Raw genomic sequence first — 4,929 nt, 5'->3', positions numbered from 1 at the left:
GCTTAGAGCCAATTGCCTAAATGAATAATTTATAAGATTATCTGGCAATTAATTCATATATCGAAAATATGTTAGTTCGTAGTTGCATAGCAAATTCAACCTAAAAATATGATCAAATATGCAACATCAGTTTGACTCCATCGCACAATGTAGCGTTTTCGCTACATTGTCGGATTCACAGACACATTCGAAGTTACCGAAAAGGTAATCAGGCGTACTTGGATCGTTATCACGGGGCTAAACGCGAAACAGATTTCTGACTCAAGGTTTGAGTCGGGTGGATTCACAGAGAGAAGAGTCTTAACCATGCCAAAGCGTAGTAAAGAAGATACTGAAATCACCATTCAGAAAATCATGGATGCGGTTGTTGATCAACTGCTCAGATTGGGTTATGACAAAATGTCATACACAACGCTGAGCCAACAAACCGGCGTCTCTCGTACGGGTATTAGCCACCACTTTCCAAAGAAAACGGACTTTACCGCCGCTCTTGATGGTCGCATCTTCAAAATGTTTGTCGAGCACCTCAATATGGATGCCGGTCTGGACGCCTTTGCACAAAGTTGGCTTAACGCGTTGGATAACAAAGAGTTTATCGCTATTTTGCGTTTGCTGTTTCACCATATCGTGACCACAGAGAAAGCCGAGGAATTTGCGGCAAACGGCATCGACAGACTGTACAAACTGGCGGAAGCTCAGTTTGGTCCTCAAAGTAGCAAAGAGTTGGAATGGCTGATGGGTAAATCCTTGATTAAAATGGCCAACTGATTTGAATAAACGCCTTCTTCGGAAGGCGTTTTTGTTGTTGGTGATTGTTATTCAATCCTTTGCTTATCACCGCTTATCTCTTCATTGAGGTGTGAGGTTAAGCGCTGATTTATTCTCTCGCTTCATTTCTGCGTACTGCATGATCTGTTACACTTCGGACTATAGCTAACGATAAGTAGAAGTAGGTGATTGCATGTCTTTCCCGGTTCTGATTTGTGACGACTCTGCTCTGGCAAGAAAGCAGATGGCTCGTTCACTGCCCGCCTCTCTGAATGCCGACATCACCTTTGCTGTTCATGGTATTGATGCGCTAGAGCAACTCGGCCAGCGTGATTTCCGTTTGATGTTTCTCGATCTCACCATGCCTGAGCTGGATGGTTTCGGTACCCTGGAAGAAATGCGCCAGCGCGGAATGGATGTTCCGGTGGTGGTGGTGTCGGGGGATATCCAGCCTAAAGCACGAGAGCGAGTGCTGTCGCTCGGTGCCAAAGCCTTTATTCAAAAACCGATCGATAAAGATGCTCTGAACGCTGTTTTGCGTGAATTGGTGCAGCCTCAGAGTCGCCCGCAGGTGATAACACCGATAGCGCTTGAATTGCCGGTACTTCGGCGCCGTGATATCTACATGGAAGTGGCCAACGTATCGATTGGCCGCGCCGCGGATGCGCTGGCGCGCCATTTTGATGTGTTCGTCAATCTGCCGCTGCCAAATGTGAATATCTTTGAAGTCAGTGAACTGCACATGGCGCTGCGCGATCTGGCCGACAACGATCAGGTCTCCGGTGTATGTCAGGGCTTTAGTGGCGAAGGCGTTGCAGGTGAAGCCCTGGTGCTACTCAGCGATTCCAGCGTGTCGGATCTCAAACGTTTGATGAAAATCCCGGCGGAAAGCGAAGAGCTTCAAGAGCTGGAGTTGCTAATGGACGTATCAAATATTTTGGTCGGCTCGTTCCTGAATGGTTTGGGAGAGCAGGCTGAGGTGCGTTTTTTCCAAAGCCCGCCGGTTTTACTCGGACAACATATCTCAATCGATTCGGTGATCGAATCGACCTCAGGCAGTTTCAAGAAAACCATGACCTTTGAAGTCAGTTACACCATCGCGGACACGTCGATTCGTTGTGACATGCTGTTTATGTTTGTCGATGAATCCTTGCCGCTTCTGGACAAAAAGCTGGCGTATCTGATGGAGGACTTCTGATGTTAAATCTTCCTGCTGAGTTTGAGCAGTTCCACTGGATGGTAGACATGGTTCAGAATGTGGACCTCGGTTTAGTGGTGATCGACAGGGACTATACCGTTCAGGTGTGGAATGGTTTTATGACTCATCATAGCGGGATACACTCCGCAGATGCGATCGGTAAATCGTTGTTCGAACTCTTCCCTGAAATCCCCAGAGAGTGGTTCATTCTGAAAACGAAACCCGTTTACGATCTTGGCTGCCGCAGCTTCATCAGTTGGCAACAACGGCCGTACCTGTTTTGTTGCCGTAACGTTCGCCCGGTGACGCAGCAAGCCGATTTCATGTACCAGAACATCACCCTGAACCCAATGAGAACACCAACGGGACAGATTAAGTCACTGTTTTTGTCTATTCAGGATGCAACCGCAGAGGCTTTGATGTCTGTGAATCGTCAATTGTGATCGTCGTTTTATGATTGTGGCTGAGTGTGAATACGTTGCATGTCAGAGTGTGTGAGTTAACGAAAATGCACTAAAGGCCGAGGAAAACCTCGGCTTTTTAGTTTACGCTGAGGATACCGGTTAAGCAGTTCACGGGAGCACGTATGTCCCTTCCAGCTCACTACTATTCGGCGCAACAGGTTAAAGCCGGAGAAGTTCTCGCTGCCCGCAGTGCGGGCGTTCCAATGTACACCCTGATGAAGCGGGCTGGTCTAGCCGCATTCCAACTGCTCAGGCAATCCCATCCCAGAGCGCAACATCTGTTGATATACACGGGCGGAGGCAACAACGGTGGGGACGGCTATATTGTCGCAACGCTTGCATTGCAGGCAGGGTTGTCCGTCACACTTTGTCATCATGGCGACCCAGAACGCGTGAGCGGTGATGCAGCGTTAGCCCGAGATGAATTTTGCCAGGCGGGAGGGAAGATCCGCCCGGACGACACACAGTTTTACAGCCCGGACGTTGTAGTCGATGCAGTGTTGGGCACTGGTTTGAGTGGTCAGGTCAGAAGTTCGACTCGCCAGCTTATCCAAATGATCAATAGCTATGAATGCCCAGTGATTGCGATCGATGTTCCCTCAGGATTGTGTGCCAATACAGGGACAGTGTTGGGCGCGGCGGTGCGTGCCACTCAGACGATAAGCTTTATTGGTCTGAAACAAGGTTTGGTGACGGGGCAGGCGCGTGACTATGTAGGTCAGATGCACTTTGCTGGTCTGGAAATGGCAGAAGTGTTTGATTGCCAGAACTCACCGTCGGTGTACGCCATTACGCCGGCGTATTGTGATGATCTGTTACAACCCCGCCGTCAGAGCGCGCATAAAGGCCGTTTTGGTCGTTCGGTTCTTATCGGTGGCGATCTGGGGATGGGCGGCGCAATTTTGCTTGCGTCGGAGGCGTGTCTTCGTGCTGGGAGTGGCTTAACAGCGACACTGACACAACAACAGCATCTGACCCCATTGTTGGTCAGAATGCCTGAAGTCATGGCATCTGACTGGTTGGAGGGGTGCATTATGCGTGACCGGATTCACTGGGCCAGCGCCATAGGTTTTGGACCGGGTCTTGGGCAAACGAACTTCAGTAAAACGTTGTTTGATCATATTAGCCATCAGAATAAACCAAAAGTATTCGACGCGGATGCGTTAAACCTGCTGGCGATGTACCCGAATCAGGATGACAATCGCATCATTACCCCGCATCCCGGGGAAGCGGCAAGATTACTCGATTGCACGGTCGCTGATATTGAGGCCGATCGTTATCAGGCAACAAAGTCTTTGCAGGAAAAATACAGTGGTGTATGTGTATTGAAAGGTGCAGGAACGATTGTGTCCAGCGATTACACCACACGGGTGTGTTTGGTGGGCAATCCCGGCATGGCTACGGGTGGTATGGGTGATGTCTTGACCGGCGTGATCACTGGTTTTCTGGCACAAGGGTATGAGCTGATGGACGCTGCGTCACTAGGTGTCTATGTTCACAGTCGTGCCGCTGATCTGGCGGCGGGAAGTGCAGGGGAACGCGGGCTGGTGGCCAGTGATCTGTTCCCCTGCATCAGGGAGGTGGTTAATCGAGTTCGATAAGCTCGTTACCGGATTTCTCACCTTTCAGTACATGCGCGATGTTGCTGAGTGTGGTATCGGCAATATTGTGCAGTGCGTCTTCGGTCAGAAATGCCTGGTGCCCGGTGAACAGCACATTATGACAAGCCGACAGACGTCGGAATACGTCATCGACGATCACGTCATTCGATTTGTCCTGGAAGAACAGGTCTTTTTCATTGTCATACACATCCAAACCCAGAGCGCCAATGCGGCCACGTTTTAATGCTTCGATAGCCGCAACCGAATCCAGCAATTCACCACGGCTGGTGTTGACGATCATGACACCGTCTTTCATCTGATTGAACGCCTCTTCATTGAGCAGGTGATAGTTCTCTTCAGACATCGGGCAGTGCAACGTAATCACATCACTTTGCTTAAACAGCGCTTCTTTTGAGCAATAGGTCGCGCCCAGTTCGATGGCCAGCGGATTTTCATAAGGGTCGTAACATAGAATGTGCATGCCCAGGCCTTTCAGAATACGCATGGTGGCCAGGCCAATTTTACCGCTGCCAATCACACCGACGGTTTTTCCATGGAAGTTAAAACCGACCAACCCGTCTAATGCGAAGTTGGCGTCTCGGGTACGTTGATACGCTTTGTGAAAACGACGGTTCAGACACAACATCAACCCTATGGTGTGCTCTGCCACGGCTTCTGGTGAGTAGGCGGGTACGCGCACCACCTGAATGCCCAGACGTTTAGCGGCACTTTGGTCGACTTTATCAAAGCCAGCGCAGCGCATCGCGACCACTCTGACACCATGCGCATGAAGACTTTCCAAAACCGGAGCGGAGAGATCGTCGTTAACAAATGCGCAGACAACCTGGCAACCTTGTGCCATTTTGGCCGTTTTGGTCGTCAGCCGAAAATCGTGAAA

The 4,929-nt window shown here is 50.0% G+C and carries 5 protein-coding genes; 4 read left to right on the top strand and 1 reads right to left on the bottom strand.

All coding sequences use genetic code 11. The features are described 5' to 3' along the window. The first annotated feature begins 306 nt into the window (after positions 1-306). From CAG65_RS00730 to CAG65_RS00715, 4 genes are all read left to right on the top strand, one after another. A complete protein-coding gene (locus CAG65_RS00730; protein WP_161451478.1) occupies positions 307-768 on the top strand; it encodes a TetR/AcrR family transcriptional regulator in 462 nt (153 codons plus the stop codon). Between the two features lie 193 nt (positions 769-961). Beyond that, positions 962-1,966, top strand: a complete 1,005-nt coding sequence (locus CAG65_RS00725) for a response regulator (RefSeq protein ID WP_021704830.1) — start codon at positions 962-964, stop codon at positions 1,964-1,966. Continuing rightward, on the top strand, positions 1,966-2,409 hold the full coding sequence (locus tag CAG65_RS00720; protein ID WP_021704829.1) for a PAS domain-containing protein: 444 nt from the start codon (positions 1,966-1,968) through the stop codon (positions 2,407-2,409). The genes CAG65_RS00725 and CAG65_RS00720 overlap by 1 nt, the downstream gene beginning before the upstream one ends. Positions 2,410-2,552: 143 nt before the next feature. Further along, on the top strand, positions 2,553-4,031 hold the full coding sequence (locus CAG65_RS00715; protein ID WP_161451477.1) for an NAD(P)H-hydrate dehydratase: 1,479 nt from the start codon (positions 2,553-2,555) through the stop codon (positions 4,029-4,031). On the opposite strand, the gene CAG65_RS00710 is transcribed toward CAG65_RS00715, so the two are convergent. Beyond that, positions 4,015-4,929: 2-hydroxyacid dehydrogenase (locus tag CAG65_RS00710; RefSeq protein WP_161451475.1), on the bottom strand; the 915-nt coding region annotated here is incomplete at its 5' end. The two genes, CAG65_RS00715 and CAG65_RS00710, sit on opposite strands and share 17 nt — an antisense overlap.

It is taken from the genome of Vibrio sp. V39_P1S14PM300 (assembly GCF_009904765.1).
GTDB classification, from domain to species: Bacteria; Pseudomonadota; Gammaproteobacteria; order Enterobacterales; family Vibrionaceae; genus Vibrio; species Vibrio proteolyticus.
This window is presented reverse-complemented; position numbering and strand designations above follow the sequence as displayed.

What these genes read in the sequence shown, in the direction of transcription:
- CAG65_RS00715 (WP_161451477.1), top strand. Translation starts at nt 2,553, where the DNA reads ATGTCCCTTCCAGCTCACTACTATTCGGCGCAACAGGTTAAAGCCGGA.
- CAG65_RS00730 (WP_161451478.1), top strand. Translation starts at nt 307, where the DNA reads ATGCCAAAGCGTAGTAAAGAAGATACTGAAATCACCATTCAGAAAATC.
- CAG65_RS00720 (WP_021704829.1), top strand. Translation starts at nt 1,966, where the DNA reads ATGTTAAATCTTCCTGCTGAGTTTGAGCAGTTCCACTGGATGGTAGAC.
- CAG65_RS00725 (WP_021704830.1), top strand. Translation starts at nt 962, where the DNA reads ATGTCTTTCCCGGTTCTGATTTGTGACGACTCTGCTCTGGCAAGAAAG.